Annotated in this window: 2 protein-coding genes, 1 tRNA gene and 1 pseudogene; 2 read left to right on the forward strand and 2 right to left on the reverse strand. The window is 59.1% G+C overall.

Going from position 1 to position 3,484, the window contains the following annotated elements:
- Positions 1 to 132 precede the first annotated feature (132 nt).
- Positions 133 to 906 (reverse strand): SDR family oxidoreductase, encoded by a 774-nt coding sequence (locus HUK82_RS15285; protein WP_176614764.1) that lies wholly within the window; start codon positions 904 to 906, stop codon positions 133 to 135.
- Between the two features lie 145 nt (positions 907 to 1,051).
- On the opposite strand from HUK82_RS15285, the gene HUK82_RS15290 reads away from it, so the two are divergent.
- Both HUK82_RS15290 and HUK82_RS15295 read left to right on the forward strand, forming a co-directional pair.
- Complete coding sequence (locus tag HUK82_RS15290; protein WP_176614765.1) at positions 1,052 to 1,963, forward strand: LysR family transcriptional regulator; 912 nt, start codon at positions 1,052 to 1,054, stop codon at positions 1,961 to 1,963.
- Between the two features lie 163 nt (positions 1,964 to 2,126).
- Positions 2,127 to 2,884, forward strand: a pseudogene (locus HUK82_RS15295) (IS5 family transposase).
- Between the two features lie 489 nt (positions 2,885 to 3,373).
- Here the strand turns inward: HUK82_RS15295 and HUK82_RS15300 are convergent.
- Positions 3,374 to 3,450: transfer RNA gene (locus HUK82_RS15300), tRNA-Met, on the reverse strand.
- Positions 3,451 to 3,484 lie beyond the last annotated feature (34 nt).

Genomic DNA, 3,484 nt, shown 5'->3' on the forward strand with positions numbered 1-3,484 from the left:
GACAACCAACGACCATTCTTCGTCTGATACGTCAGAAGGATACGGCTTCCGAACTTGCGTCATTCAGCATTACTGAACCAATCACGCACGAAAGTACATAACACCCTCTAGGTCTGCCGAGGCTCTGCAGCTTCATTTCGTGGTATAGCCGCCGTTGACGAGGATGGTCTGACCGGTCATCCACCAGCCTTCGGAAACCATGAAGCGGATGTAGGGGACGATGTCCTCTATGTCGGTCAGCCCGGTCTTGGAGAATTTCGACAAGGCTGCCGCCGTCTTGTGATAGGCGACCGCGTCCGCACCCTCGGCCGGATAGAAGAAAGGCGTGTCCATCGGCCCGGGACCGATCGCCGTCACCGAGATGCCGCGCTCGCCGAACTCCTTCGACGCAGCCCGCGTGAAATGCTCGACCGGCGCCTTGGTGCCGGCATAAGCGGCGTAGAAGGGAGTGAACGCGCCAAGGAGCGAGGTGACCACAGTCAAGACCTTGCCATTGTCGTTGATGTGCTTGCCGGCTTCCTTGAGGAAGAAAAAAGCCACCTTGGAATTGACGGCGGTCATCTCGTCATATTCGGCTTCCGATATCTCGACCATCGGCTTCTTCAGCACCTTGCCAACGGTGTTGATGGCGATATCGGGTTTGCCAATGGCAGCAACTGTATCGGCAAACAGCTTTTCCATCGCGCCAGCCGTCGCCAGGCTCGCTTGGAAGGCCACGGCCTCGGCTCCGGCCGCCTTCACCGCGGCGACAGTCGCGTCGGCATCGGCTTTGCTGGCTGCGCTATTGTAGTGGATCGCGATCGCCTTTGCCCCGTGCGCGGCGAGGTCGCGGGCGATCAGTCCGCCAAGATTCTTCGCCCCGCCGGCGATGATGACGGTTTTGCCTTTGATGCTATGATCGGTCATGAGCGGCCTCCTTTTTGCTGGTTGCGCGACCTTATTGATGTCGGGGGCGCTTCCAAAGACAACAATACCGTCTAAAATTACACGATAAAGACGGTCATTCTGATATCACTTGTCAGAAAATCCGTGCAATTGGGGTGTCGACCACTTGGATCGCATAGACCTGTTCCGCATCTTCTCCCGCGTCGTCGAATGCGCGAGCTTTTCCCGTGCAGCCGACACGCTCGGCATTCCTCGATCGTCCGTCTCGGCGGCGGTTCAGGAACTGGAAGGCCGTGTCGCCGCGCGGCTGCTTCATCGCACCACGCGCAAAGTATCCCTGACGCAGGACGGCGCGTCCTTCTATGAGCGTTGCCAGCGGGTCATTGCCGATGTCGAGGATACGGAGAACCTGTTTCGGCAGACCGAAGCGCAGCCATCGGGCCGGCTAAGGATCGACGTCCCCGGTCGGATAGGACGGCTCATCATCGCGCCGGCGTTGCCGGAGTTTCTTGATCGTTATCCGCAGATAGACATCGATCTCGGCGTGACCGACCGCGCGGTCAACCTGGTGGAGGACAGCATCGACTGCGTGTTGCGCGTCGGTCCGCTCAGCGATTCCGGCATGATGGCGCGGCCCATAGGCAAGCTACCGTTGATCAACGTTGCAAGCCCTGCCTATCTGAAGCGGAATGGAACACCACAATCGCCGGCTGGCCTGGGCCACCATTGGGCCGTCAACTATGCGTCGCCCTCCAGCGGTCGGGTCGAGGATTGGGAGTGGGTCGAAGATGGTGCGGTGCGAACTCTGCCGCTGAGGGGCCGCGTCACCGTCAACAGTGCTGAGGCCTACATCGCCTGTTGTCTCGCTGGCCTCGGCCTGATCCAGATCCCGGCTTATGATGTGCGCCTCCATGTAGAAGCGGGCCAGTTGGTCGAAATTATGCCGAATTATCGTGCGGAATCCATGCCTATGACATTGCTCTATCCGCATCGGCAGCACCTGTCTCGCCGATTACAGGTGTTCGCCGACTGGCTCGAATATCTGCTGAGGCGCAAGCTTCTTGGAGAGGCGATCTGAGGTAAATGTCGACAGCGCATATGCGGCGACAGAGAGAAATCTGCGGCTAAACGGTTCTTTAACTTGGGAAAATTAGCCAATTTGCCGCACTAGGGCTCGGACCCACAAAGGGATTCCCATTGTGAGCGGCCTGTGATTCGTTGTCTCTGAAAGGAGACGAGCGATGGACGCTGACCTTTTCTGGCTTTCGGACCGGCAGTTTGCGCGGATTGCGTCGCATCTGCCCACTGATACGCGTGGCAAGCCGCGTGTGGATGATCGACGCGTGATCAGCAGCATCATTCAGATCATGCTGTCGGGCGCACGGTGGAAGGATGCGCCGTCCGCGTATGGTCCGCGCAAGACGCTCTACAATCGGTTTCAGCGCTGGGCTGCGAAAGGCGTCTGGGCGCGCCTGTTCGAGGCGCTGGCTCAGAGCGGTGGACCGTCTGCCGAACTCCTGATCGACAGTTCTGCCGTGAAGGCCCATCGCTGCGCCTCCGGCGGAAAAAGGGGGAGCGACACCAGGCCATCGGCCGATCGCGTGGCGGGCGCACGACCATGATCCACGCGCTGACGGATGCCGCCTGCCGTCCGGTCGCCTTCGTGCTGACCGGCGGCAACGTCGCGGATTGCGCGGCAGCGGTCCCGCTGCTGGAACAGGTCTCGAACGTCCGGCTGATCCACGGCGACAAGGGCTACGACACCAACGCGGTGCGTCGACAGATCGAGGACAAGGGCGCCGCGCCGAACATCCCGCCCAAGGCCAACAGGGTCTGGAAGAACTGCTTTTCGCCGGTCCTGTATCGGACGCGAAATGCCATTGAGCGCCTGTTCAACCGGCTCAAGGACTTCCGTCGCATCGCGACACGTTACGATCGCAATGCCACTAACTTCCACGCCGCCATCTGCCTCGTCGCGACCGTCAGCTACTGGTTATAAGTCCAGACCCTAAGTGGGATTCGAACACTTACACTGAATCAATTGGCTGGAGCCTGCCTGCCTTATGAGCAAATGTTGGCTTTCAAAAAGTCTCATGGGGTATTTGAACGCCCGGAATGGGGTGAATGACTTCGCGAGGGCCGTTCATATAAATGTCCGGTTTTACTGGTCGCCCGACACAAAGCTGACCTTCCGTTTCCCCCCCAATTGCCGTCATCCCGACATAACATTGTCGCAGGAGTTTCTGCCTGCCAGAGGGCAGTGTCCCCTCCCCCGCTCTTTATCCTGCGCCCGGGTACGCCCCGCTACGCCGGAGCACGCCCATCTACGCCCGCATACAGGACAGTTGGTTGCGTGTTCATTGGACCCTGATTTGAACCTACCGACGCTAACCCATTGAAATAATGGGGAATTTGATAGGCGCGCGGTGTTGGGTGCAACAAAAAACCCCGCCAAGTCAGGGACTTAGCGGGGCTTTTTGGGTGTTTCTGGTTGCGGGGACAGGATTTGAACCTGTGACCTTCAGGTTATGAGCCTGACGAGCTACCGGGCTGCTCCACCCCGCGGGGGTGATTGTGTGTAGTATGAGTGGGTTTGAAG

This window comes from Ameyamaea chiangmaiensis (assembly GCF_013376175.1).
Lineage (GTDB): Bacteria > Pseudomonadota > Alphaproteobacteria > Acetobacterales > Acetobacteraceae > Ameyamaea > Ameyamaea chiangmaiensis.